The 24,779-nt window shown below is 58.2% G+C and carries 17 protein-coding genes and 4 pseudogenes; 11 read left to right on the plus strand and 10 right to left on the minus strand.

Annotated features, from left to right (window positions below):
* The first annotated feature begins 2 nt into the window (after positions 1 to 2).
* From ACA065_RS14880 to ACA065_RS14915, 8 genes and pseudogenes are all read left to right on the plus strand, one after another.
* A pseudogene (locus ACA065_RS14880) lies at positions 3 to 352 on the plus strand (hypothetical protein).
* The gene (locus ACA065_RS14885; RefSeq protein ID WP_497695178.1) at positions 352 to 843 is read left to right on the plus strand and encodes an immunity protein RhsI2 family protein; all 492 of its coding nucleotides are present in this window, start codon (positions 352 to 354) and stop codon (positions 841 to 843) included. The pseudogene ACA065_RS14880 and the gene ACA065_RS14885 overlap by 1 nt, the downstream one beginning before the upstream one ends.
* Before the next feature lie 461 nt (positions 844 to 1,304).
* Positions 1,305 to 1,625 carry a hypothetical protein gene (locus tag ACA065_RS14890; RefSeq protein WP_497695179.1) on the plus strand — a complete coding sequence of 107 codons (321 nt, stop codon included), beginning with the start codon at positions 1,305 to 1,307 and terminating at the stop codon, positions 1,623 to 1,625.
* Between the two features lie 118 nt (positions 1,626 to 1,743).
* Positions 1,744 to 1,986: a DUF4951 domain-containing protein gene (locus ACA065_RS14895; RefSeq protein ID WP_497695180.1), complete on the plus strand. Its 243-nt coding sequence runs from the start codon at positions 1,744 to 1,746 to the stop codon at positions 1,984 to 1,986.
* A 9-nt stretch (positions 1,987 to 1,995) separates the two neighbouring features.
* Positions 1,996 to 2,235, plus strand: a complete 240-nt coding sequence (locus ACA065_RS14900; protein WP_497695181.1) for a hypothetical protein — start codon at positions 1,996 to 1,998, stop codon at positions 2,233 to 2,235.
* Positions 2,201 to 2,659: a deaminase domain-containing protein gene (locus tag ACA065_RS14905; RefSeq protein WP_497695182.1), complete on the plus strand. Its 459-nt coding sequence runs from the start codon at positions 2,201 to 2,203 to the stop codon at positions 2,657 to 2,659. Before ACA065_RS14900 ends, ACA065_RS14905 begins: the two co-directional genes overlap by 35 nt.
* A complete protein-coding gene (locus ACA065_RS14910; protein WP_497695183.1) occupies positions 2,656 to 3,117 on the plus strand; it encodes an SMI1/KNR4 family protein in 462 nt (153 codons plus the stop codon). The genes ACA065_RS14905 and ACA065_RS14910 overlap by 4 nt, the downstream gene beginning before the upstream one ends.
* An 833-nt stretch (positions 3,118 to 3,950) precedes the next feature.
* Positions 3,951 to 4,235 (plus strand): annotated as a pseudogene (locus ACA065_RS14915) (IS4 family transposase); the annotation flags it as partial.
* Between the two features lie 102 nt (positions 4,236 to 4,337).
* Here ACA065_RS14915 and ACA065_RS14920 read toward each other — a convergent pair.
* The 6 genes and pseudogenes from ACA065_RS14920 to ACA065_RS14945 all read right to left on the minus strand — a co-directional run.
* Positions 4,338 to 4,495, minus strand: a pseudogene (locus tag ACA065_RS14920) (LysR family transcriptional regulator); the annotation flags it as partial.
* A 94-nt stretch (positions 4,496 to 4,589) separates the two neighbouring features.
* Positions 4,590 to 5,375, minus strand: a complete 786-nt coding sequence (locus tag ACA065_RS14925) for an HNH endonuclease (protein ID WP_497695184.1) — start codon at positions 5,373 to 5,375, stop codon at positions 4,590 to 4,592.
* Entirely contained in the window at positions 5,372 to 7,729 is a 2,358-nt protein-coding gene (locus ACA065_RS14930; protein ID WP_497695185.1) for an AAA family ATPase, read from the minus strand. Before ACA065_RS14930 ends, ACA065_RS14925 begins: the two co-directional genes overlap by 4 nt.
* Positions 7,730 to 7,811: 82 nt before the next feature.
* The gene (locus ACA065_RS14935) at positions 7,812 to 10,859 is read right to left on the minus strand and encodes an efflux RND transporter permease subunit (RefSeq protein WP_497695186.1); all 3,048 of its coding nucleotides are present in this window, start codon (positions 10,857 to 10,859) and stop codon (positions 7,812 to 7,814) included.
* Positions 10,860 to 10,868: 9 nt separating this feature from the next.
* Entirely contained in the window at positions 10,869 to 12,056 is a 1,188-nt protein-coding gene (locus tag ACA065_RS14940; protein ID WP_497695187.1) for an efflux RND transporter periplasmic adaptor subunit, read from the minus strand.
* Between the two features lie 16 nt (positions 12,057 to 12,072).
* Positions 12,073 to 13,680, minus strand: a complete 1,608-nt coding sequence (locus ACA065_RS14945) for an efflux transporter outer membrane subunit (protein ID WP_497695188.1) — start codon at positions 13,678 to 13,680, stop codon at positions 12,073 to 12,075.
* A 317-nt stretch (positions 13,681 to 13,997) separates the two neighbouring features.
* On the opposite strand from ACA065_RS14945, the gene ACA065_RS14950 reads away from it, so the two are divergent.
* The gene (locus ACA065_RS14950; protein WP_497695189.1) at positions 13,998 to 14,954 is read left to right on the plus strand and encodes an ABC transporter substrate-binding protein; all 957 of its coding nucleotides are present in this window, start codon (positions 13,998 to 14,000) and stop codon (positions 14,952 to 14,954) included.
* A 23-nt stretch (positions 14,955 to 14,977) separates the two neighbouring features.
* Complete coding sequence (locus tag ACA065_RS14955) at positions 14,978 to 16,297, plus strand: LLM class flavin-dependent oxidoreductase (protein ID WP_497695190.1); 1,320 nt, start codon at positions 14,978 to 14,980, stop codon at positions 16,295 to 16,297.
* Here ACA065_RS14955 and ACA065_RS14960 read toward each other — a convergent pair.
* A pseudogene (locus ACA065_RS14960) lies at positions 16,290 to 16,640 on the minus strand (putative quinol monooxygenase); the annotation flags it as partial. The gene ACA065_RS14955 and the pseudogene ACA065_RS14960 overlap by 8 nt on opposite strands.
* Positions 16,641 to 16,690: 50 nt before the next feature.
* Positions 16,691 to 16,888, minus strand: coding sequence for a tautomerase family protein (locus ACA065_RS14965; protein ID WP_497695191.1), 198 nt, complete (start codon positions 16,886 to 16,888; stop codon positions 16,691 to 16,693).
* A 151-nt stretch (positions 16,889 to 17,039) separates the two neighbouring features.
* On the opposite strand from ACA065_RS14965, the gene ACA065_RS14970 reads away from it, so the two are divergent.
* Entirely contained in the window at positions 17,040 to 17,945 is a 906-nt protein-coding gene (locus ACA065_RS14970) for a LysR family transcriptional regulator (protein WP_497695192.1), read from the plus strand.
* Between the two features lie 55 nt (positions 17,946 to 18,000).
* Here the strand turns inward: ACA065_RS14970 and ACA065_RS14975 are convergent, their stop codons facing one another.
* Positions 18,001 to 23,454: a WGR domain-containing protein gene (locus ACA065_RS14975; protein ID WP_497695193.1), complete on the minus strand. Its 5,454-nt coding sequence runs from the start codon at positions 23,452 to 23,454 to the stop codon at positions 18,001 to 18,003.
* Complete coding sequence (locus ACA065_RS14980; RefSeq protein WP_497695194.1) at positions 23,442 to 24,644, minus strand: M48 family metalloprotease; 1,203 nt, start codon at positions 24,642 to 24,644, stop codon at positions 23,442 to 23,444. The genes ACA065_RS14975 and ACA065_RS14980 overlap by 13 nt, the downstream gene beginning before the upstream one ends.
* Positions 24,645 to 24,779 lie beyond the last annotated feature (135 nt).

The raw sequence follows: 24,779 nt of genomic DNA on the forward strand, positions 1-24,779 counted from the left end.
CAATGTCTAAAGAACAGTATTTGCAGTTTACAGAATCTGGTAAGTTACCGCCTACTACTGAAACTTCAATTTCTCCCTCTGTGCTATATTCGTCAAAATATGACGGTGTGACGGTAAAAATCACGGTAGCGCCGGGAACATCCGATGCTCTTCAAGAAATTGGAATTGCAGCAAATAAACCGGCAGCTATTCAGTTTCCCAATATGTCAACTCAGGAAGTTGGATGCAAACAAATGCGCGCTTCAAAGTTGAGGGCGGACAGATGACGACGCAGCTTGGGCAAGGCAAGGCTATCGATATCCTCAATCAGAACATTGTGGACTTTGCGTTGGGCCCTAAAGGAGGTCATTGATGTTGTTGTGCTTAGAAAAGGCGAGCGGGCCGATGAAGTTGGTATATAAGCACTCCGAAAAGCTAAAGGCTGACCCGGAGCGGGTTGCAGCGGCACAAGCGCTTACAGTCAATCAATCTAAACCCGCACTAGGACTTAAAGGCACATATGGGCTTTATGGGTCGCCAGAGTGGTGGGTAAATATCCAGCAGCGAAAAATGCCGTTATTGTTTGTTTCTGGTATCGTTCACCGTGCGTATGTCGCAGGCCAGGACGGCGGCAACGAAAACAATGGTATCGATTTACTTTTGGATGATGGCTCAGTTCGTGCTGAAGGTATTTATGTCAACGATAAGACGGATATTTCACTCTTCCGAGTTGGATGCCGAGTGCAGATTGTTTTTGCTCTAGATGAATTAAAAAAACAGCCTGCACCGGACGGCGGCATAAACTATTTGGAAGTTCCGTTAGAAATGGCGGTTTCATTGGAGCCTGTCACCACATCTGTCTAGAGTAAAAGGCAAAGGGTGCGTCCCTTGGTGCAAAAGGACCTGCGACCGATTTACTGTCTGGTGAAAAAAAAGTAGTAGGTGACAGTACACCTGCGGCTAACGATGCGAACTTTACAGGTGCAAAAGTCTCGGAGAGCCTGACAGGTGACGCCGGCGACGCTCTACCTCGAGTGAGCAACGGTGTTCCACTTGATCCGCGTCTACCTGATCCTGTGGCTGGCCTAGAGTACACGCAAAAAACGCTGGGCTCCTCCAATCCTAACATTGCTAACTCCCAGGTTAACGGCTATGTCGGCGAGTTGAAGTTGGCAAATGATGTTGCCGCCTTGCCCAATCAAACGGTAGTCCAGTACGGCCTATGCTATAGGCACGCACGGCGCGGATTTAGTGTCTGTCGACTCAACTACAGGTGAAGTCACTTTGTGGGATAACAAGTATCGTAGCAGTGCTCAAGTATTGAGATGTATCAACGTTGGAGTGGCAAAAGAGAAATATTGCTATCCAGCGCTTTGAAGCCCCGAGACTTTGGCTATGCTTTGTGCCTTCATCGAACGGCCCGTCAGGAGTTTGATGAAGACGAACTTTTTAAAGCTGGCAGAAAAATGCTTCAGGCCAATTTGCAAAAAACTTGGTTGGGCGGTGGGCAATATATTCGTGCAGCTACATGGCTCAAAATTGTCTACTGGCACAACAATGAAACTCTGACACCGTTACAAACTGTTTTGAAAGCTTACGAAAATATGCCTAAAGTACCTCGGCCGGATTTTGTTTCAGTAGTATGATCTTTTTGTAATATCGAATTGATTTGGTGCAAAAGCGACTGAGGCGGTTAGTGATATTCCCAAGGGAGTAACCAACCCAGAAATTCCCAAACTAGATCGGCCATTGATTCCTGAAGGAATGACCCAAAGCCAATTTGGGAAGGACGTAGTTGGATGGGGAGCTAGGCCAGAAGGGGCATTACAGCGTCTAGAGACCATCAGTTCCTCAGAGGTTGCCTCAATGCAAGAGCAAGGATTGACGCGTGAGATGGCTACACAGTGGAAAGACTTTTGCTCTAACGAGTTCTCTAGGAATGCACATAATATTACTGCGAAAAATCGTGTTGAGCTTATGCAGAAAATATTAGATAACTGGAATTAAAAAGACATCATGAAAATAAGCTGCATCAATGGAACATCTGAAGTCATGCTGCTTATTATCGAGCCTTGGGCTGAAGAGTATTGGCTTGAGCCCGGAGTGTCGGTTGATGTCGTAGGGCAAGGGGGGGTAGCTGATGGAAGCTTCGAAGTGGAGTATTTCGATAAAGGACTAATTTTTTATGGTTGGGAAGGCAGTGTGGTTTCAGTATTTATAAATGGTCAAGATGCAGTCCCGAGCCCACAAAGTTAATTTTTGTGGTGCAAAAGAGGCTGCCGCCGCCAATGAATTAGCAAGATTATCTGAACGGGCGGTGCAAGTTCGCTCGGAGCTAAATGTTGGTAGCGGTAGGTATATTGCTGTTGCTGAGTATTCAATTGATGGACAAAGCGCTGAGCTTGTAGGGGTAAGCGGGCTAGCGAAGCGCCCTGGAACGGTCGATGTCCCTGAAAAACAGGTCTTCGACACAATACAAACTGGTAACAATCCAAGGACAATGGACTCAGAGTATAAAATATTGTCGAGTTTGGAAGATAAGCTAACCCCCTCGTCACAAGGGGTCGTGAATATTTACTCAGAGCTCCCAGTTTGCGTTTCATGCAGCGGGGTTATAAGTCAGTTTCAACAAAGGTTCCCCGGTGTGATTGTTAAAGTAGAAACAGGAAAGCCAAGATGAAAAACGTTCGGGATATTTTTCATGAGTTAGTGCTGCGGGGAGTAATTTTAGATTCTACTCTTGTTGGTTGCTCCGAAGTGGATATTGCATCAATCGAGCAACATTTTGGTTGTAAAGTTCCTTTGGCATATCGTGAGTTTTTGACGATTGCGGGGCGTTCGGCGGGTAAGATTTTTTGTGGTGTTGATATATTTTATCCGAGATTACTTAGCCTAAAGTTTGAGGCGAATGAGTTGCTTGATGAGTTAGGTCTCTCTGATTTGCTGCCTACGGATGCTAAGGTATTCTGCATGCATCAAGGATATGAAATTAATTATTTTCTACCGGTCTCTGACGATCCGCCAGTGTTTCAGTTTTTTGAAGGTCAGAGTTCGATAACTAAAACTTGGGATAGCTTTTCAAGCTTCTTAATTGCATCAATAGGAAACCATCTTTTACAATGGTCGGACTTAAATTAATACGGTTCAAGGTATTACTTCGAATGTAATAAGGTGCAAAAGTCTTGGAGGACCTGACAGGTGACGCCGGCGCCGCTTTACCTTGAGTGAGCAACGGTGTTCCACTTGATCCGCGTCTACCTGATCCAGTGGATGGCCTAGAGTACACGCCCAAAACGCTGGGCTCCTCCAATCCTAACATTGCTAACTCCCAGGTTAACGGCTATGTCGGCGAGTTGAAGTTGGCAAATGATGTTGCCGCCTTGCCCAATCAAACGGTAGTCCAGTACGGCGATGCTATAGGCACGCACGGCGCGGATTTAGTGTCTGTCAACTCAGCTACAGGTGAGTCACTTTGTGGGATAACAAGTTTCGTAGCAGTGCTCAAGTATTGAGATGTATCAACGTTGGAGTGGCAAAAGAGAAATATTGCTATCCAGCGCTTTGAAGCCCCGAGACTTTGGCTATGCTTTGTGCCTTCATCGAACGACCCGTCAGGAGTTTGATGAAGACGAACTTTTTAAAGCTGGCAGATAAATGCTTCAGGCTAATTTACAAAAAAAACTTGGTTGGGCGGTGGGCAATATATTCGTGCAGCTACATGGCTCAAGATTGTCTACTGGCATAACGATGAAATTCTGACACCGTTACAAACTGTTTTGAAAGCTTACGAGAACATGCCTAAAGTACCTCGACCGGATTTTTTCAGTGAGTAATTGGGGTCAAAGTAATTGGGGTCAGACCCTGAGGAATCCCCGATTCTTCTTACTAAAAATCAATAAGTTGGAATATTGAAGAGGCCTGCATGAGTCGGCAACTTGGTTTGCACCACACAAAAACAAGAACCCGAACCTATGCAGGCCATCCGATTTTTACACAGAGCGCTCGCTCAAGCACTGCCTTCAATCCATTCTCGCCGCCTGACAACGCTGATGAGTTGTGTCAGTTCGTTACTGCAAGGCCGTCGCCTGACGCTGACAGCGCTGGGACGTTTTATGCCAGGGCAGGCGTATCCAAAACATGCGATCAAGCGAGTGGACCGATTGTTGGGTAAACAACACTTGAGAACAGAGCGGCCATTGTTCTACTGGGTGATGCTGCGGGCTTTGTTGGGCTCCTTGAAGCACCCTTTAATCTTAAAAAGTAATTGGGGTCAGACCACATCTTAATAATCATAAAATTGGGGTCAGGCTACATTTGAATAATGGTGGTCTGACCCCGGATATTTTACCGATATTTTTCTGTTCCAGGTCCTTCACATAGCGGGAGACCGTTGACGCCTTGACGCCTTGACGCCTTGACGCCTTGACGCCTTGATGCCGAGGCGCTCGGCCGCGCGCGAGAAATTGTTTCCGTCAGCGGCTGCGACGAAGGCGGTCAGTGCAGTGAAGTAATCCAGTTGCGGCCTCGGCATTTTGAAGGAGAGAAGGCATTCAGAAGTTAGCGGGTCGTGCAGGGCTACCCCACTATGCTTTTCAGCGACCCACGAGTGGCTAACGCTTGAGCGGACCTGCATCCACGCCGCTATCGTCCAGTTGCAGTTGCATTGACTTGTTCAGCCCGTTACGGAAAGCGTCCAGGCAGGGTAATTCACCGCTTGGGTGTCGATCTTGAAATTGCTGAATGCTGGTAACGGCTTCTGCCAGGGTCGGGTTGTTGCTATAGAGATTCTCACGAGCGGCAATGATGTAGAGCATTTCCCGGCATAGGTGTTTGCCTTGTGACGTATGCCCCGTGTAAGTGACATTGCTAGAGTGATTGCTTTCCCTGCGTTCATAACTGACATGCTCCCCGTAGCGGTGAAAGCGTGCGTGGAAGAATTCAGTGCACATCTTTGCTTTCGGGTAGTTGAGTTGATGCAGCGCAACGGTGCTCCAGTTGCTCGCCTGCTTTAGCTGGTTGCAGTCAAAACAGGCGACAGCCAAATTCCAGAAGCTCAACGAGAACTGCGGGTAGTGGGCTCTGGGCAGAATGTGTTCGATGGGCTTGGCGTGGGCGATGTTGAGTAACCAGCGGCGGCAATAACAGCAACGGTTGCCCTGCAACTCAACGACAAATTTGCGAAACGCCTGCTTGATCAGCGGGCCCGTCACCCCGCTGGTCTTGGCTTCATTGTGGGCCGAAAGCTCTTTCCAGGCATCGGCTTTAAGGTACGAATGCCGCTTTATCGTGCGCAGAAATTTTACGGTGTCGTTGATATGGCTGGCGACTTCATGCGCTCGTAGCAGATAAGCCTCGCGTTGGGCCAGCTGTTCACTATCGCTCAAGGTCGCGCTCATGGCTGCGCGCCTTTTTTTGCGCGTTTAAACAGCTCTTCAATGGCGGCTATCGCTTGGCCGATCAACGTAAGGTCTTGCTGGAAGCGTTGATCGCGTTGAACGGATGCGGTTGCCTCAAGTTTTGCTCTCAGCGCTTGAAGCGGTTGGATCAATTTTTTTCTCTGGCGATGATCGACCTTTCCTGGCTGGTTAGTCACTTGGATTGCCCGTGATACTAAAACCGCGCAACGTTCGCTGACCTCGGTGTTATCGGGGGTATAGGTGTTGAAACCGTCAAGCAGGATGGACTCAACGGAGTGGCGCTGATGCGCCGGGATAGGAATCAGCTGCCGATCTTGTGCCAGAAAACAGTGGATGTTTGCATCGCGTGCATTCGCCACAATGATGGGAGAGTGAGTTGCCACGACGAACGAGCAATCAAACGCCTGGGCGATAAACGACAGTAAGCCTGGCAGTTGCTGCTGCCAACTCACGTGCAAGCTGATTTCCGGCTCGTCGATGAGAACAACTGTGTGCTGATCGGCCTTGGCGCAGACCTTGATTAACAGAGAGAGCACTTGTTGCTCGCCGGAGCTCAAGTCACTGAAGGGTGCTATGGGGCTATCTTCTCTTTGCAGTATTCCGGGCTCATAGCGTTTGTCTCCCAGGGACACGCTCACACCTTCATGGAGTTCGAAGCTGGAAATTCCGCGCTCCCAGTGGGTGATTGGGTTATGTGGATCACTGACGGGAACAAGGTAGTGACGATGATTGAACGCGAGCAATTCCAGTGCTTCGGTGAAGATATTCAATCGATGGGATTCTTGATAAATACCGTGTAGCGCCAGACCGAGCCCGTGCAGCCAATCCAGCTGGAATGGATCGTCGGGATGACGGCGAGCGCCTTGATAGTCGAACAACGGCGCTTCAGACGACTCGTCTGGAAAACGATCAAGCGCACTGAAAGCGATACCGACCGAGTTGAGGTTTGCCTGGCCAAGATCGTCAATCAGGTCCCTGAGCAGCAAGCTTTTACCCGTACCATTGTTCCCAATTATGTAGGTGCAACTGGGGACCGTCTGAGGACCTATGAGTATGTCTCGCAGAGGACTTATTTCCGGCCTGTAAAGTTTTAGATCAAATGCCTCTTGGCCGATGAGTTTGTCTGCAGTGATCTCTGTGGCGCGCAGAACTGCCTCAATGGGGAGGGCACGGCATAGGCCAGGAAGGTTTCTGTAATGATCTTTGAAATGGTTGAGTACTTCTGGGATAAGGGCGCTATCGAAACACTCTTTCAAGAACCTAGCATCGATCTTGTACTGGGATGAACGCCACCGTTTGATGATCGCGGCGCAAACCCCGGCAAGCTCGAAATATCCCGCGTCTTCTTGCATCCGCGTGGCGTTGATGCACAGTGTTTCCCCAGCGTTGTCTCTGTCCCTGTCAGTATTCAACAGCCATGCAGTGAACACCGTGCCGTTCTCGAAGGCGTCCTTGCTCGGCAGATCAATCACCGCTTCCAACAAATTGTGCTTTTGAATGTGATCGCGCAACGCCTGGGGCAACTCACCGCTCTGGGCTGGATCTACAATCACAAGCACCGAGTTGCTCAGATCTCCCAGGTCGATCAACTGTTCCAATGTTGCAATGGCTGAATGTCCAGGCTCCAGTTGCTGGGCGCCATCGACCAAAATCATGTCACCGGTATCAATTTCGGCGAGCGGGTGCAGCGACAGGCCACGCACCTGCAAGCGCAGGTTGATCAGGTCCTGATGCTGGTAAGGGTAGCCATACCTTTCTCGGTAAGATGTATCGATGTCTTTTTTCAGAACTTGGGCGGTGACAGAGGCCGCACCGCTGTAAGGGAAGGTTTCGATGATGCGTGTGTTGGTCTTGCCCAGGCTCACGGCGAGTATTGCCACCACGTGGGAATGGAACAAGCTGATGTGCCAGTCTTCTCTCAAAACCCGACGGAGCATTACGTCGAACACACGCCGTGCGAAGCCGGTGTTTTTACTTACACGGGGTTCCATGTACTGGAACTGGTCCATCAGCTGGGTAAGAAGGTCTTCAGACAGCGCCTCAATCAGCCCGTCTCTGTTCGCAAGGCCTTTAGAGTGGCGGCCGATCAGTTGAGTCATACCCTCAACCACGACCGGGATGGCGCGTCGAACGAAGACTCGCTCCACGCCATCCTCGTCACTTTTATAGGCTGTCTGAATCAGATAAGTGACGAAGTACAGCAGTAGCGCATTAAAGCGATCTGGCGCCAAGTCGGTGCGTACTGAGCGGAATGAGTGGAATAAGTTGTGGGCGTGAACATTTCTCTCGTCGAGCTGCTCCATTTCGTCGAGTCGTTCTACTTCATCAACCATACCTAGTCCCTTAGAGGCCTGAATTCAAAAAGGGCATTAGTGTATGTCATTTCGCCTCCATTGCTAGAGGCTCCCATGGTCCTCAGCTCACGGTGGCAGCTTCAGCTTCCTGATGATGCGTTTCCCCAATAAACATATACATCGCCGGCACCATAAACAGCGTCAGCAGCGTACCAATCGACAACCCGGCAAAGATCACCAGGCCCATATCATGCCGCCCCGCAGCACCGGCACCTGAAGCCCACACCAGCGGCACCACGCCGAGCACCATGGCGGCGGTGGTCATCAGGATCGGGCGCAACCGCACGCCGGCCGCTTCTTCGATGGCTTCACGCTTGCTGTGCCCGGCGCGCTGCAATTCGTTGGCGAACTGCACGATCAGGATGCCGTGCTTGGTGATCAACCCCAGCAGCGTCACCAGGCCCACTTGGGTATACACGTTGATCGAGGCGTAGCCCATGGTGATGAAAGCCAGCGCGCCGAACAGTGCAGGCGGCACCGAGAATAGAATCACCACGGGGTCGCGGAAGCTCTCGAACTGGAAGGCCAACGCCAGGTAGACGATCAGGATCGAGAACATCAGCAAACCGAAGAAGCCTCCTGACTCCTGGATGAACTGGCGCGACTCGCCAGCAAAGTCGGAGGTGTAACCCGAGGGCGCCACGTTGGTGAGGATGGTGTTGAGTTTGGCCAACAGTTCGCCTTGGGCCACGCCACTCACGCCCGACAAGGTCGCCGAGTTGAGTTGCTGGAAGTGGTTGATCGATTCCGGCTGGGTTGAGGTCTCGATGTGCGCCACTGTGCGCGCCTGGATCATCGCGCCTGCGGGCGTGCGGATGTAGTAATCGAGCACTTGCTCCGGGTTGAGGCGGTTAACCTGCAGCACTTGGGGAATAACCTTGTAGGAGCGCCCGGCCGTCGAGAAGTAGTTCACGTAGTTGCCGCCCAACGCAGCAGACAGCGCGGCACCGACGTCGGCCTGGGTCATGCCCAATGCGGCGATCTTTTCTCGATCAACCACTAACTTGGCTTGCGGCTTGTCCAGTTTCAAGTCCATGTCGGCGAACCAGAACAGCTGTTGTTTCTGCGCCTCGGCCATGACCGCCTGGGCCACTTCGTTGAGGTTTTCCACCGAGTCGGTGGTGGTGATCACAAACTGCACCGGCAAGCCTTGGGCGCCGGGCAGCGACGGCAGTGGGAAGGCGGCGATGGTTGCGCCCGGCACCTGGTTCCATTTTTGCTGCAGATCCAGAATCAACTGGGCCTGGGAGCGCGTGCGGTCGCCCCAGGATTTGAGCAATACGCCGCCCAAGCCTTGGTTGAGGATGGGCAGCCCGGTCAGCTGGAACATCTGCGCGTATTCAGTTTCTTTGTTGGCGATCTGGAAAGCCTGGTCGGCAATGCGCTCCATCTGCTGCGGCGAGGCCGTCGGCGGGCCTTTGATCTGCATGAACACCAGCCCTTGGTCTTCGGTGGGCGACAGTTCGCTTTTGGCGGTCATGCCACTGGCGGCGACCAGCAGGAACAGCACAAACCCAAAGGTCACCAGCACCGGCCAGATGTCCAGCCCACCGGACAATACGCGGTGGTAACGCCCGCGCAGCCAGTCAAAGTACTGGTCGAGCTTGCGCGCGAAACGACCTTCTTCCTGCCCGGTTTTGAACAGCTTGGAGGTCATCATCGGCGACAGCGTCAACGCCACCACGGCCGACACGGTCACGGCGCCCGCCAGCGAGAAACAGAATTCCTTGAACAGCGCCCCGGTGAGGCCGCTGCGCAGGCCGATGGGCACGTAGGCGGCCACCAGCACCACGGTCATCGCGATGATCGGGCCGCCCAGTTCCCGCGCCGCGATCAGCGCGGCCTCCAGCACGCCTTTGCCTTCTTCCTTGATATGCCGGTCGACGTTTTCCACCACGATAATCGCGTCGTCCACCACCAGGCCAATCGCCAATACCAGCGCGAGCAGGGTCAGCAGGTTAATCGAATAGCCGAGCAGGTACATGATGAAGAAGGTCCCGACCAGCGACAGCGGGATCGCCACCAGCGGCACAATCACCGCGCGCAATGAGCCGAGGAACAGGTAGATCACCACCGAAACAATGATCATCGCCTCGACCAGGGTCTTCACCACCTCGTAAATCGAGGTGTTGATGAACTCTGTGGAGTCATACACGATCTCGCCGCGCACGCCGGACGGCAGTTGCGATTGCAGCTCGGGGAACGCCTCACGCACGCTGTCGGCGACGGTCAGGATATTTGCGGTGGGCGCCGCCTTGATGCCGATGAACACCGATCGTTTGCCGGAAAACGCCACGCTGCTGTCGTAGCTTTCCGCACCGAGGGTCACGGTGGCCACATCCTCCAGGTACACCAGTGCATCGCCTTTTTGCTTGATCACCAGGCGCTTGAATTCATCCACGGTGTGCAGGTCGGTGCCGGCGGTCAGGTCAACGGTCACGGTTTGCCCACGGGTCGAGCCCACAGCCGACAGGTAATTGTTATTGGCCAGGGCTGTTGAGACGTCCTGCGCCGTCACGTTGTGCGCCGCCAGTTTTTCCGGGTCCAGCCAGGCACGCAGGGCAAATTGGCGCCCGCCGAGGATCTCTGCGGTTTGTACGCCCTGGATCGAATCCAGCTTGGGCTTGACCACCCGCACCAAGTAGTCGGTGATGTTGTTGGTGGGCAGTGTGTCGCTGTAGAAGCCCAGGTACATGGCGTCGGTGGTCTGCCCGACGGCGATGGTCAGCACCGGCTCCTGGGACTGCGCCGGCAGTTGGTTCTTGACCGAGTTGACCTGGGTATTGATCTCGGTGAGCGCCTTGCTGGCGTCGTAGTTCAAGCGCAGCGTGGCGGTAATCGTCGAGACACCGGTGATGCTGGTCGAGGATAGATAGTCGATGCCTTGGGCCTGGGCGATGGCCGACTCCAGCGGCTGGGTGATAAAGCCCGCGACTGTGGACGCGTCCGCACCGTAGTAGGCGGTGGTGATGGTGACCACGGTATTTTCGGTGCGCGGCCATTGGTTCACCGGCAATTCAAAGATCGAACGCAGCCCCAGGATCAGGATGAACAGCGAAACCACCACGGCCCACACCGGCCGATGAATAAAGGTATCGGTAAGCTTCATGGGACACCTTTAATGTTCTTGGGGCGTCGGCGCCGGGTCGTTCAGCGGAGCGGCGCTGTTATCGACCTTCACCGGCGAGCCGTTCTTGAGTTTCATCTGGCCGCTGGTGATCAACAGGTCGCCTTCCTTCGCGCCCGACAGCACCGCGACCTGGTCGCCGCGGGTCGGCCCGGTCTTGATGAAGGTTTGTTGCGCAGTGAGTACCTCTTCGCCTTTGTCGTTTTTGCTCGACGTGGCGATGAACACCGTGGTGCCGTAAGGGTTGTAGGTGACTGACGTTTGCGGAACCGTGAGGTAACGCTGAGTGGTGCCGGAGTTGACCACGGCGCGCGCGAACATGCCGGGCACCAGGCTTCGCTTGGGGTTTTCAACGGTGGCTTCGACGGTGACGTTGCGTGTGGTCGAGTCGAACTGCGTATCGATGGTGCTGATTTTCCCCGTGAAGGTTTTATTCGCCAGGCCATCGGCCGTCACGGCCACGCTTTGGCCGATGGCGATGGCCTCCAGCTGGGTCTGCGGCACCGAGAAGTCGATGTAGATGGGATCAAAGGTCTGCAGCGTGGCGATTTTGTCACCGGGGTTGAGGTATTGCCCAGGGTTGACGCTGGTAACGCCGATGCGCCCGGCAAACGGTGCGCGAATGGTTTTTTTCGCCACCAGCGCGCGCTGTTGTTCGGCGGCGGCGAGTTTGGCCTTCAAGTCGGCGGTGTCGGTGTCGACCTGGGCTTGGGAGATGGCGTTTACCGCCAGTTGCGCCTTGTCGCGCTTGAGCACGATACCGGCGAGGTCCGCGGTTGCTTCCAGGGCGTGCAATTGCGCGATATCCGAGTCGGCATTCAGCTGCACCAGCAGCGCCTGGGCCGCGACTTCTTGGCCTGGCGTGAAGCCCAGGGTGCGCACGATGCCGCCGACTTCCGTGGTCACGTCCACGCCGCGCACCGCTTTCATCGAGCCCACGGCGGAGACGCTCGGTTGCCACTCACTGAACGGCACCTGCATGGCCGTCACCGCGGCGGCAGGCAACGGCGCTTTGGATTGAGCGATCAGCGCCGAAATCTGCACGAATTTCAACCCGGCAATGATCGCGACGATCACCAGCACCACCACGACCATGATGAGCATCGGCCGCCACAGGCGACGCTTGCGCGGTACGCCGGGCTCGGGGGGCAGGGCAGAGGCAGTCTGAACGTCAGCCATGGGGTTTCTCACTGTTTCAATGATTCAATTGAGGTGCAGCCTTATTGCTGGCTGGCATGATCTCTTGCCACGACGGCAGGCCGAAGCGGTCCGGCGTGCCCTTCGTGGCGGGGTCCACGTCCGTGCGGTTCCACCAGCCACCGCCCAATGCCTGGAACAACGCCGTGGTGTCGCTGTACCGGGCGGCCTGGGCCTTCACGCGTGCGAGTGCGGTGTTCTGGTAGGTTTGCTGGGCGGTGAGCAAGTTGATATACGCCACCGCGCCGAGGCGGAACTGGGCTTGCACCAAATCCAGGTTGGCTTGCGCGGAGCGCTCAGCCACGACCTGTTGGTTGAGCGCATCGGCATCCGCCTGCAGCGCCCGCAGCGCGTTGGCCACGTCCTGGAACGCGGTGATCACCGTGCCGCGATAGCGCGCGGCGGACTCGTCATAGGCGGCCACGGCCGCGCGTTTGCGATGTTCGAGTGCGCCGGCATCAAAGATCGGCTGGGTGATTGAACCGGCCAGGCTCCAGACGCCGCTGCCGGACGAAAACAGCTTGGTGCCACTGGCCACCGTGGATCCCAGCGACCCGGTAATGCTGAACTGCGGCAATTGATTGGCGACGGCCACGCCGATATTGGCGCTGGCCTGATGCAGTTGCGCTTGCGCCGAGCGCACATCCGGCCGCTGGCCGACAATGGCCGAGGGCAGGCTGACCGGCAGTTCTTCAGGCAGGTGCAAGGAGGCCAGGTTGAAGCGTTCGCCTTGGTCCTGATTCGGAAAGCGCCCCAGGTACGCCATCAACTGGTTGCGCGTTTGTGCCAACTGCTTTTGCAGCGGCGGCAAGGTGGCGCGGGTTTGCGCCAGAGCGGTTTGCTGCGTGAGCACGTCGCTGTCGCCGATGGCGCCGAGTCGCCGCTGAGCTTGAAGCAGGTCGAGCTGGCCGCCCTGCAGTTTGATGATTTCCTCGGTGGCCGCGACTTGATCACGCAGGGAGGCCAGGTTGACTGCCGTGTTGACCACGTTGGCGGTTAACGTGAGGTAAGTCGCCTCCAGCTGAAAGCGCTCGTACTCGGCTTGCGCCGTGGTCGATTCGATTTGCCGGCGGGTGCCGCCGAACACATCCGGGGCGTAGGACACGCTGAGCGACGCCGAACTCACCGTAAGAATCGGCGACTCCGGGATGCCCGAGGTCACGCCCGAGACTTTCTCGCGGGCTTTCTGCACATTGCCGCTCACCGAAGGAAACAGCGAAGCCTGGTCGGCATACACCCGCTCGTTGGCCTGGCGTAATGCCGCCTGAGCAGCGCTGACATCCGGGTTGGCACGCAGGGCCTCTTCGACCAAAGCGTTGAGTGGCGGCGAGCGGAACAGCGCCCACCATTGCCCAGGGATATCCATGCCGGCGATCAGCCGCTGCGCCGCGCCACCGGCGTCGATGTCTGCCTGGGCGGTGGTGGTGATTTTGTCCTTTGAATAGCCGGCATTCGACGGCACATCGGGGCGCGTGAAGTCTGGCCCAACCGTGCAGCCGGCGAGGGCGATGCACAGCAGGCTCAGGGTCGCCAGCCGTGGTGGTGGCTGGAATAGGGCACGGATGGGCGCCACCCCTGATGCACGCCGGCGAAGCTGATCTTTCATATTTACTCTAAGTAATCAGTTGGTTAACTGCTTTTATTGTTGAGTAATGCGTGCAGGGTGATCCGCCTGGGCCGCTTAAAAAAGGCGCGGCGTACCGAGGTTTAAATCAGTGTAGGCGCCGCCGGGCACTGCGCAATGTGCCGCTGAATTAGCTGTTATCTGAAAATGCGGTTGCCGCATTATTTATGCATTACGTTATGCGTTATCAGTATTTTACAGGCGCTGGTTATAACCGCATCGTATGAGCCCTTACGAACACTGCCGAGACCGCGCGTGCGGATCGACTTGAATGCCTGACAAGGCACTTGGAGACGAACGTGCGTTACCTGACAAAACTGGCGGCCGGGTTGGCCGCCGCCGTGCTGTGCCTGACCGCGAACGCGCAAACGCTGGTGGTCGGTGACCAAAGCTACAACGCCCAAGCCGTGATGGAAGCGGCGGGGGTGCTTGAAAACCTGCCCTACACGCTTGAATGGAAGCAATTCACCGCAGGCTCGCCGGTTGCCGAAGCGCTGAATGCCAACAGCCTGGATATCGGCTTGCTCGGTGATGCGCCAGTGCTGTTCCTGGGCGCATTGGGCGCGCCGATCAAGGTGATTGCAGTCAGCCGGCAAAACCTCGAAGGCGTGGCGATCCTGGTCAGAAAGGACTCGTCGATTCACAGCCTGGCCGATCTTGCCGGCAAGCGTGCCGCCGTCTGGAAGGGCTCCTGGAGCCAGCAATTGCTGCTCACTGCGCTGGACAAAGCCGGCGTCCCGCACGACTCGCTGGAGCTGCGCTACCTCAGCGCCCTCGATGCCTCCCATGCGCTGGAGGGCGGTTCGGTTGACGTCATCGCCACGTGGGAACCCTACGTCACTCAACAGGAACGCCAAGGTGCCCGCGTGCTCGCAACCGCTGAGGGCCTGATCCCGGCCCAGAGTTTCATTGCCGCCAACGCCAAGGCCGTCGATGCCAAGCGGGCGCAAATCAGTGATTTTCTGCAACGCCTGAAAAAAGCCCGTGACTGGGTGCGCGAAAACCCGGCCAACGCCGACGCCTATGCCGATGCCTGGGCCAAACGCACCCGCGCCGACGCTAACATCGCACGCGCGTGGTTTGCCCGAGCGCGCACCACGGTCGAACCGCTCACGGCCCAATCGCCGGTAGAAGCGCAAAAGACTGTGGACTTTTTCGCAAGCCTTGGCCTGGTCAAGTCTTACTCGGCCGCCAGTCTGTTCGACAATTCCTTCTCGGCAGCCCTGCAGCCAGCCGTCGCCAAAACCCAGCCCTGAACGCTTCAAGGAATACTGCTGACATGACCAACAGACAGCTCAAACTCGGCGCCTTGACCATGGGTTGCGGCGGGCCGGGTCGCCACAACCTATGGCTTGATCCGCAACTGCCCGCCGATGCCAGCGTCAACGTCGACTGGTACATCGACATTGCCCGCCAGGCCGAGGCGGCGCTGTTCGACTTGATGTTTATCGTCGACAGCCAGTTCATCACCAAAGGCTCGCCATCGCACTACCTGAACCGCCTGGAGCCACTGACGCTGCTATCGGCACTGGCCGTCAGCACGCGACACTTGGGCTTGGTCGGTACGCTGACCACCTCATACAACTCGCCCTACAACGTCGCACGGCGCCTGGCCTCACTCGACCTGATCAGCAAAGGCCGCGCGGGCTGGAACGTGGTCACCAGCGGCGACGCCGGCACCGCCGGCAACTACAGCCGCGACGAGCATTATGACTACGACACCCGCTACGGCCGCGCCGCCGAGCATGTCCAGGTGGTGCAGGGCCTGTGGAATTCCTATGAGGATGATGCGTTTGTGCGCGACAGGGCCACCGGTCAGTTTCTTGACCCGAGCAAACTGCACAGCCTGAACCACAAGGGCGAGCACTTTTCTGTGGTCGGCCCGCTGAATATCCAACGCTCACCCCAAGGCCAGCCGGTGATCTTCCAGGCCGGCGACTCAGAGCAAGGCCGCGACCTGGGCGCCGCCACGGCGGACGTGATCTTCACCCACGCGGCCAGCATCGAACAGGGCCAGGCGTTTTACCGGGACATAAAGGGCCGGGCGGCGCGACTCGGTCGCGACCCGGAGCAATTGCTGGTGATGCCCGGCGCCGAGATCTATGTGGGCGACACCGACGCGCAGGCGCGCGAAATCGAGCAGCACTACCATCAGGCCGATCACAGTTTTGCGCTGGCGCTGAAGGAGTTTGGGCGTAATTTCGGCTGGCATGATTTCAGCCAGTACGACCTCGATGCGCCGTTCCCGCAAGAGAGCCTGGAGGCCGCGCGCAGCAGCTTTTTCACCAATGCCAAACGCATCGCTGATCAGGCGCGGGAGAACCGGTTTACGTTGCGCCAGGCGGTGGAGTTTGGACGGCAACTGCGGCCGGGAGCGTTTGTGGGAACGGCGGACACGGTTGCGCGGAAAATGGCGGAATGGTTTGAAGCGCGGGCGGTGGATGGGTTCAATATCTATATTGGGCATCCGCAGCAGTTCACGCGGTTTACCCAAGAAGTCATACCGTTGTTGCAGGCGCGTGGGGTGTATCGCACGGCGTATGAAGGGACGACGTTGCGGGAGAGTTTGGGGTTGAGGATTCCGCGGTTTGGCGGCTAAAACCGTCGAACGGGGTCATGTATACCGCGCCGAATGGGTCCAGGCGCTTGCGGATCTCGGCATCCGGCGTGCCGTACACCACCAGGCTGGTGATGCTGCACAGCTCCAGGAAGCGCTGGCCGAACGGTGCAAACGTGGTGTCGACGTGGCTGACCACGGCATCAGCGTTGTAGCGCTCAAGGATATGCACGGTGCTGGTGTCTTCGTTGGCGCTGTATTCGTAAACCAGGGTGCCGGGTTCGGCACGAGTGGCCGTCACGATGGTGGTGATCAGCGCCTTGAATTCGGCGAACGCTGCGGGCTGTACCGCGAGGGTGAACAGGCAGGAAATATAAGGGTGCATGTTGGGTTTCCGTAAGAGGCGCCAGGCGGCACCTGTTGAGTGGCAGGCGCTCAAGACTTGTCGGGGGCGTCTGCAAACAGTTTGCCGGCACCCGCCCAGTCGGACGGCGCAACGTCTTCAAAAATGACGTAGATGTAATTGGCATCGGTGCCGGTGTGTTTGACGATGCTTTCGGTGATGTCGGCGGCAACTGCGGCTTTTTGTGCGTGTTCTTTACCTTCGAACCAGCTCACTCGTACGACGGGCATGGTGTATTCCTCTTGGGACATTGATCTGGGAGAGGTGCGCGATGTGCACCGTTGTTTGACTGGAATCCATCCTACTGTTGAACAAGCTGGTGGTAAACGGCCTCTGGCTATAATCTGGGTAGACTAAAACTCTACAATCAGCGAGTGCGGCATGGTCCCTATCGATTCCTTCCAGGGTGTTATCACCTTTGTCGTCGCCGCGCGTTCGGCCAGCTTCACTCAGGCTGCGGAGCGGTTGGGGCTGTCGAAATCCGCCGTGGGCAAAGCCATCGCGCGTCTTGAAGAGCGCCTGGGTACGCAGCTGTTCCATCGCACAACACGGCGGATTTCTCTGACCGCCGATGGCGAAGCCTATTTCGTGGCGTGCTCTACGGCCCTGGAAGAAATCGGCACTGCTGAAAGTGGCTTGGGGCCGGGCGGTGGTGAGCCTTCCGGGCGCCTGCGTGTCGATGTGCCGGTGGCGTTCGGTCGTCGCGTGGTTGCGCCCTTGCTATTTGAGATCGCCAATAAATACCCGTCGCTGCACTTGAGCCTGACGTTTTCCGACCACCTGGTGGATCCGTTCGAGGAGGGGATTGATTTGCTGGTGCGCTTCGGCGAATTGCAGGACACCAGTGGGTTGGTAGCGCGCAGGTTGACGCGCCAACGCTGGGCCATTTGTGCCGCGCCGGGTTACCTGGCACGGTTTGGAGTGCCGCACACCCTGGAAGACCTGAGCCACCACCGCTGCATTGTCGGGCACCGACGCGGCCAGCCTTTGGCGTGGCGAGTCATGCAGGCAGGGCATACGCAGTGGTACGCGCCTCCCGCGGCCCATCAGATCGGCGATGGCGACGCCATGATTCTAGCGGCGGTTGCCGGCACCGGCCTGTGCCAGATGCCGCGTAGCCTGTTCCAGGGCGATATCGACGCGGGGCGCTTGGTTGAGGTGCTGCACACCTACGAACCGGAAGCGGTGGATGTACATGCCGTGTGGCCGAAGGTATCGCACCTGCGGCCGAAGGTGAGGTATGTGGTGGATGAACTGGTCAAGCTGTGTGCGCATTGGCCGGTGTAGGGATAAAGCCGGAGCCGACGCTGGGCGCATGAGTCGCCGCCCAGCGTCGGTAGGTTCAGTTCGCCCCCACCTGTTCTTGATAGCCTTTACGCAGCTTCTCCGCGATCAACTTCTCCACCTCACGCAACGCCCGTTCAGGGCTTTCAAGCGACTTGATCAACGTCTGGCCCTTGGTGCCGATGCGGCCGAAGTTCACCACCACCTCCGCCTCTGTGACGCCAATTCGCCAGAACTTGTTGGAGTTACCTTCACCAAAGGTGAACTCGCGCATCGGCGTCGCCGCGTCAGGCGCTGGCAGCGGCTCTACCTCAATCGGTTGCGGCTCCGGTTCCACGGTTTGTTCCGGCTCTGCCAGCGCGGGTGCCTCTTCGCCACGCAGCAGCGCTTCGATGCGGTTAAGCACGTCTTGCGGGTCGTGCAGCCAGTCATGACTGAGCACGTCGATGATCTTCCAGCCAAAACTGCGCAGCACGGTCGGGCGGAAGATGTAACGCTCACGCACGTTGGCCGCCGCCGCGGTATCGCTGTCGAGCAGCACGCCGAGGCTGAAGTGTTCACCGTTGGCGTCACTGATTGCCAGGTCGCAGCGCAACTGTGAGCGCCCGACATATTCCTGCACCGTATGCCCACGTTTGCGCAACGCGGCGGCAAGCGCTGTGCGCAGGGTGTCCTTGGGCAGGCTGACGGCAAAGGATTGCTTGGCGCCTGGGTTGAGGTTGGCGAGGATGCCCTGGGAGCGTGGCGCATCCCCGCTGGCGCTGGCCTGGGCGAATTGCAGGAAAGCGCGCAATGCCGCGGCACCGTCGTTGTGGGTGTTGGTGATGGCATCGGCTTCAATGCTGGAGACGATCGCCATGCGCTTGCGCGCGCGGCTGAAGATCACATTCAGGCGTTTTTCGCCGCCGCGCTGGTTGATCGGGCCAAAGTTCATCAGCATCTTGCCGTTCGGTCCCGGCGCGTAGCAGATGCTCAGGATGATCACGTCGCGTTCATCACCCTGGACGTTTTCCAGGTTCTTGACGAACAGGCCATTGAACTGCCCGGCGTCTTCACGCACGTATTCGCGCTCAAGGCGGGTGGCAAAGGCTGAGTCGCTGGCAGCCAAGTCTTCCAGGGCCTGTTCGATGGCGCCTTGCTGGGCTTCGGAGAACGCCACGATGCCCAGGCTCAGGCCGGTCTCGCGTTGCAGTAGTTCACGCACCAGGTTGGCGATATACCGTGCTTCGGCCAAGTTACTGCGGCTGAGGTAGACGCCATCGCTCATCTTCAAGAAGCTGATCGGGCTGTCGAGCAGCGTGTCGGCGCCCTGCAAGACTGCCTGGGCATCGGTGGAGTCCAGGGCGGCCTGGGCCGGGGCAGGGCGCTCGATGCGACGGTCGGGAATGGTGATCAACCGGCCTTCGTAGAACGCCGCATTGGAGAAGCTGATCAACGCTTCATGACGGCTGCGGTAGTGCCAGGCCAGCAGGGTCGCTGGCAAATTGCGCGCAGCCTGGCTGAGCAGGCTGTCGGCATCGAGGTTGATTGCAATCTGTTCGCCGTCTTCCATGGCAACCAGTTCGTTATCGTCTTGGTCGCCGGCGCTGGAGAAGAAGTTGGTCGGTGGCAACTGCATCTCGTCACCCACCACAATCACCTGCTGCGCACGGCTCAAGGCCGGCACGGCTTCTTCGCTGGGGATCTGGCTGGCTTCGTCGAAAATCACCACGTCGAACAGGTCCGGGGTCAGCGGCAGGGTGTCGGACACCGACAGCGGGCTCATCAGCCAGATGGGCTTGAGGTCGTTGATCACCCGGCCGCTGTCGCCACTCGCCATTTCGCGGATGGAGCGATAGCGCATGGTCTTGCCCAGTTCGTGCTCCAGTTCGCGGCGGCCCTTGGCATAGGTTTTCTTGAACTCGCGGGCCTGGGCGTCCAGTTGGGTCACCGACATCGCCGAGTGCTTCACATGTTCCAGGAAGCGTTGGTGCAGCGTGGCGCTGAGCACATGGGCGTTATGCTTGAGCAGGCTGCTTTGCGCCTGGCTGACCTGACGCGCCGCCAGGCCCAGGGCCGCGCCATCGAAGCGCGCCAACTGCGGGTTGGCGCGATACAGGCGGGTCAGGTTCTCCTGGGCAATCAAGCCATCCAGTGCGGGTTGCGCCAAGGCATGCTGTTGCACGGCCAACAGGCAAACGGGATCGGCCTGGTGCAGCTCATTGAGCAGGGGCAGGGCGTCGGGCAGTTCGTCGAGTTCTTCACGCAGGTCGCGCAGGTATTCGGCCAACGCGCCCAGGCTTGGTGCCGGTTCGAACACACAGTGTTGCGCAACCAACTCGCTCAGCCGTTCAACCGGCTGGCGCAGGCTGGCTTCCTGGCGTACACGGGGCAGGGCATCCGGGTTGTCGCGCAGGCCTTCGACCCACTGGCGCAATAACGGTGAAGCGCTCAGTTGCTGGAGCAGGGCGTGCAGGTTGTGCACGAACAGGTCGATATCCTGCACGCCATAGCGACCTTGCAAGCGTTGCTGCTCGGCCTGCAATTGGGCGGTGGCGCGCTGTTCCGCGGCCAGGTTGTCGAGCACGCTGCGGTAGCTGGGGCGGATGGCGTGTTGGCTGAAGTCGTAGCGCCGTTGCAGCTCGCCACGCAGCCGCCACCAGGACGGTTGCAGCCAACGCAATGGCGAGCCTTCCAGGCGCTGCACCAGATCCTGGGCGGCCTGGGTGTCCTGGGGCGCGAGTTTGTCGCGCCAATGGCGGGTGGTTTCGCTGGCGTTGTGGTGTTGCACGGTCAGCGTTTGCAACGCCGTCTGTTCGGCTTGCAGCGTCTGGGAACCCGCTGAGCCGGGCTCCAGCAAGTCGAGGTGCGCCGCCAGGTTGGCACCGGTCAATTGCTCGGCGGCCTCGGTCAGCACGCGCGCATCCGCCAGGCGTGTGTCACTGGATATCAAGCTCGAGGATGACTCCAGTAACTGCTCGACACTGTCGATCAAGCCGCTGGCTTCATCGAGGAACGCCTTGAGCTGGCCATAGGCATGCTCGTGGGTGATGAGGCTTGAGGCCAGATGACTGAAAGGGTGACGGGCAAAACTGTCGAGGCCGAAACGCTCGTTGATCGCCTGATACAAACGGCCGGTCAGCTCACGTTGGGCCTGCCAGTGACGCCATTCGGGCAAGCGTTCCAGCACCTCGGGCGGCAGCTTTGCCGACACAGCAGGCAGTTCGATCAGATGCCGCACCAGCTCGCGCACCGAGCACGCCAACGTCTCCGGCACCCCGGCCATGGCCTGTTCGAAGCGCTCGATCAGGCCCAGCTGTTGCTCGAGGGTCGCCAGCGTGGCGCTGCGTCGGGCTTGCAGTTGGGGCGATTGGGCGTCGCCGGCAATCCAGCGTTCATAACACTCGCGCAGGTCGCCCACGAAGGCCTTCTTGTCGGTCTGGGAGTCATGAATCAGGCAGCACAAATCGCCCAGCTCACTCTGTTGCAGGCGGTGGAACACCACATCGAGTGCTGCGCGTTTTTCGCACACAAACAATACGCGCAGGCCGCGCCCGGCGTAGTCGGCAATCAGGTTGGTGATGGTCTGCGACTTACCGGTGCCCGGCGGCCCTTGAATGATGAAGTTACGCCCGGTGCGGGCCAGGCTGACGGCGGCGTTCTGAGTGGCGTCGCCGGCCACCACGTTCCATTGCTCGGGCAACGGGATCGGGTCCGGAGCATGGACCTCAACCTCGCGCGGCTCGATGGAAAACATCCGGTCAAACGCTTCGTTTTGCGCCGGTTCGTCGATCAACTGCGCGTAATCGCGCACCAGCGACATCTTGCGATAGTTGAAGTTGGCCAGGGTCACCTGCGTCAGGTCGATATCCCAGGCGTAGCGGTGCCCCTGATTCTCGGGCATGGAGTAGGTGCTGTTTTCGGTGCTGCTGGCGACCATTTGTGGGTGCTGGTCGCGCAGCGAAGGTTTGCCGCCTACCGCCATGCGCAGCGGTAACTGGCTGGGCAGCACTTTTTGCTGGAACAATTGCAGGCCCAGCGGGCGGTAATCTTCGCGGTCGTAGCTGAAGTCCGGCTTCACCAAGGGCATGGCCGAGCGCTGACGCGCGCGGCGGCGCTGGAAGTGGTGCAGGTGCTGCACCGCCTTCTGGTGGATCAGTTCGATTTGCGGCTTGCTTTGCAGGCGCAACTCCACGCCGGGCTCGGTCAGTTTGATCTGACGCGCAATATCGGCGTGGATGTCTTCCAGCGAGGTCTTTTGCAGGTCGACGGTTTCTGGCAGCTGGATATCGTAAAGCTGGCGCAACTGATGACGCAGAACCGGGTTGAATTCTGCCTCGGTTTCATCGCACTGCAACATGAACTGGTCGCGCACGCCTTTTTTGCGGCTCAGCTCCACCGGCAGCCACAGCAGCGGGGTGACGATGCGCTCTTCGGGCGTGTCCTTGAGGTTGTGCCAGCGCATGAAGGCGACGACCAGACGCAGGTTGCTGAAGCCGAACTCGGCGCGGTCGCGACGGGTTTCCTGGATGAGGCGTTCCAGGGACGCCTGCAGCCAGGTCTGGTCTTCAAACCGCAGCCATTGCTGCAGGCCAACAGGCTTGCCGCTCAATACTTGCTCGGAGAAACCACCGAAAGTCGGCTGCCAGGTGCACAACGCCTCGGGCCGGATGCTTTCAATCTGCATCACCAGCGGTACGCTGGCCACGGTCAAGTTGACGTTGGCCTGGGTCGGCCGGAAGTACAGCAGGCGATTGCGCCGCGACAGGTCGAACAGCCGGTTGCGCAGATGCTCCAGCACCACCGTGCGCCGCGACGCCGGGCCTTCAGCCTGGGCCAGCACACGCTCGACATCCAGGCTGGCCGGCTGCTCGCGCCAGGATTCCAGGCGCCGCGCCAGCGAACCGACATCGGTGGCGCGCTCATGGCGGTTAAGCTCAGTCATCTCGACGATCAGGTTGGCCAGCACCGGGTTGAGCCGGCCATTGAGCTGGAACAGGTTGCGCCGGTGCCGGGCAAAGGTTTTGAGGTCGTTGATATCGGCAAAATCCAACCCGCAGGCCAGGCATGCCAACAGCTGGCCAAGTTGGAAAATATCGGTGATTTCGTCGTGATGACCGAGACGATGCTCCCAGCTGTGCAAGTCCGTGAGGAACACCGGGTGATCGATGGCCTGGTGTGGGTCTTCCTGCACTTGCAGGTCGGTAAACGCCACGCCCGTTTCCGAATCACGGGTCAGGCGGACCTTGCCGACGATGTTCAGCGCCGACTCAGGGTTCGGCTGCACCTGCTTGATCGCGTCCAGCGCCAGGCGCGGCGGTACGCCTTCGGGGTCGCGCAGGTGCAGGGTGCGCTCTGGGCCTTGCAGCACGTCAAGGTAGCTGAGCTGGGCGACACGCCCCAGTTCATGCAGTTGCGCCACCTGGCGCAGCAATGGGAGCGCCAGGAACAACACATCGTCGATGGGCACGGCGGCGCCATCGTGGCTCTGCAACAATTGCGTGAAGGTGACGGGTTGGGTTACTGGGTCCATGTGTCGACCTCCGCTTTGAGCGCGCGAACGATCGGGTCGAGCTCACGTTTGGGTAGTTTGATATCGCGCTTGAGCACGCTGATAAAGTCGTCGGCGCTGCCGAGCTTCTTTGCCGTGCGCGCCGCGTGCAGTAAGGCTTCATCACGCAGGTCACGGTCGCTCAGGCTCAGGTCGAGCATGATGAAGTGCAGGTATTCGTGGATGCTTGCATCGATACGTTCTGCATTCAGCGTGGTGAGGTCCCGCGGCGTTTCAGTGGTCTTCCAATCGGGAAAGAAGCCACGCACCTGATTGAGCACCGCCTCCGACTGCAAAATAGAGGCGCCGATAAAGCTGGCGATAAAGCCGCGGGTGAGGGCGGTCAGCTCGACCTGGTCGGTCACATCCAGGCGACTGAGCGACAGCGGCCCGCGCAAGCGGCGGTGCAGCCAGGCGTCTGTCTCCGGGAGCTGCTGCCACCAACTGTCTACCGCCTGGGAACGCAGAAACGTCTCCGGGTGCGACAGGCCCTGGGACACTTGCGCATCCTTGCCATCCAACTCGCGGGCCTGCTGCAGATAGCTCGCGGCGTCGACGCTGACAATCCCGGTGTGAATCTTCACCAGCGAGGTGATGGACGCTTCAGGTCCACCGGCCACCAGCGCCGCGCCGCGGTCGGCGTAGATTTCGGTGTGCAGGCTATATAAACGTGCGGTCTGTTCCAGGCTGGGCGGCGTATACGCGTCGGCCATCGCGTGGTTGAGAATGCGCTCGGCAGTGAGAAAGTCGCCGTCGTGCTCCGACCACAAACGGTAATGGGCCAGCTCATGCCCCAGCAACGCCAGCAGCTCCTGGGCGTCGAGCCGTTCAAGGATCGGCCCGTAAAACACCACATGCACTTCACCGGCCAGGTAATACAGGCTCGCATTCATCGCGCCGTCGCCGGCCTGGTAGAGCGTGGCGGGCGCCTGGATCTGCAACTGCTGCAACGCCGCTTCACAGGCCTGATAGGCCTGTGGGTGAGTCTCGGGGCTCAGGCGATAGGTGTCGCGCAGCAATTGCGCACGCACATCCTGGGCATGTTCCTGCTGCACGCCCAGGGACGAGGCCCAGCTCCACACGGCAGGTTCACTGGTTTTCAGGTAGTCGACCACCTGCTGGTGGTAAGGCAGTGGCGTCAGGCTGCTGATGTCCAGCGCGGGGGTACTCATCGTTCAAACGTCCTTGAGGATACGGCTTCATAAGCTGCGCCTGGGCAGCAGAGGCTTGGGCTGGCATCCCGGTAGCAATGATCGGTAATAAACGCGGAGCATACCTAGGAAGGGCAGATACGTCATTTAAATAGG

This window comes from Pseudomonas sp. LBUM1640 (genome assembly GCF_059716225.1).

Coding starts and splice junctions, on each gene's coding strand:
- ACA065_RS14885 (WP_497695178.1), top strand. CDS start 352: ATGTTGTTGTGCTTAGAAAAGGCGAGCGGGCCGATGAAGTTGGTATAT.
- ACA065_RS14890 (WP_497695179.1), top strand. CDS start 1,305: ATGTATCAACGTTGGAGTGGCAAAAGAGAAATATTGCTATCCAGCGCT.
- ACA065_RS14895 (WP_497695180.1), top strand. CDS start 1,744: ATGACCCAAAGCCAATTTGGGAAGGACGTAGTTGGATGGGGAGCTAGG.
- ACA065_RS14900 (WP_497695181.1), top strand. CDS start 1,996: ATGAAAATAAGCTGCATCAATGGAACATCTGAAGTCATGCTGCTTATT.
- ACA065_RS14905 (WP_497695182.1), top strand. CDS start 2,201: ATGGTCAAGATGCAGTCCCGAGCCCACAAAGTTAATTTTTGTGGTGCA.
- ACA065_RS14910 (WP_497695183.1), top strand. CDS start 2,656: ATGAAAAACGTTCGGGATATTTTTCATGAGTTAGTGCTGCGGGGAGTA.
- ACA065_RS14925 (WP_497695184.1), bottom strand. CDS start 5,375: ATGAGCGCGACCTTGAGCGATAGTGAACAGCTGGCCCAACGCGAGGCT.
- ACA065_RS14930 (WP_497695185.1), bottom strand. CDS start 7,729: ATGGTTGATGAAGTAGAACGACTCGACGAAATGGAGCAGCTCGACGAG.
- ACA065_RS14935 (WP_497695186.1), bottom strand. CDS start 10,859: ATGAAGCTTACCGATACCTTTATTCATCGGCCGGTGTGGGCCGTGGTG.
- ACA065_RS14940 (WP_497695187.1), bottom strand. CDS start 12,056: ATGGCTGACGTTCAGACTGCCTCTGCCCTGCCCCCCGAGCCCGGCGTA.
- ACA065_RS14945 (WP_497695188.1), bottom strand. CDS start 13,680: ATGAAAGATCAGCTTCGCCGGCGTGCATCAGGGGTGGCGCCCATCCGT.
- ACA065_RS14955 (WP_497695190.1), top strand. CDS start 14,978: ATGACCAACAGACAGCTCAAACTCGGCGCCTTGACCATGGGTTGCGGC.
- ACA065_RS14965 (WP_497695191.1), bottom strand. CDS start 16,888: ATGCCCGTCGTACGAGTGAGCTGGTTCGAAGGTAAAGAACACGCACAA.
- ACA065_RS14970 (WP_497695192.1), top strand. CDS start 17,040: ATGGTCCCTATCGATTCCTTCCAGGGTGTTATCACCTTTGTCGTCGCC.
- ACA065_RS14975 (WP_497695193.1), bottom strand. CDS start 23,454: ATGGACCCAGTAACCCAACCCGTCACCTTCACGCAATTGTTGCAGAGC.
- ACA065_RS14980 (WP_497695194.1), bottom strand. CDS start 24,644: ATGAGTACCCCCGCGCTGGACATCAGCAGCCTGACGCCACTGCCTTAC.